At 62.4% G+C, this 322-nt stretch carries 1 protein-coding gene; it reads left to right on the top strand.

Going from position 1 to position 322, the window contains the following annotated elements; translation table 11 throughout:
• Window positions 1–18: 18 nt before the first annotated feature.
• On the top strand, window positions 19–322 hold a 304-nt coding region (locus EIK80_RS25295; RefSeq protein ID WP_305038176.1), incomplete at its 3' end, for a carbon starvation CstA family protein.

Genomic DNA, 322 nt, shown 5'->3' on the forward strand with positions numbered 1-322 from the left:
GACTACCTGTCAACGTTCATGAAGGTCGGCACCATCGCGCTTCTCGCGATCGGTGTTTGTGCGGCTCACCCGATCATCGAGGCCCCAGCGGTGTCGAAATTCGCCGGTAGCGGCAACGGCCCGGTGTTCGCCGGCTCACTGTTTCCATTCCTGTTCATCACCATCGCGTGCGGGGCGCTGTCTGGATTCCACGCGCTCATCTGCTCGGGCACGACGCCGAAGATGCTGGAGAAGGAAGGCCAGATGCGCGTGATCGGCTACGGCGGCATGATGACCGAGTCCTTCGTCGCCGTCATAGCACTACTCACCGCGGCGATCCTCG

Origin of the sequence: Caulobacter sp. 602-1 (genome assembly GCF_003931565.1) — a bacterium.
In the GTDB taxonomy this organism is placed as follows: Bacteria; Pseudomonadota; Alphaproteobacteria; order Caulobacterales; family Caulobacteraceae; genus Caulobacter.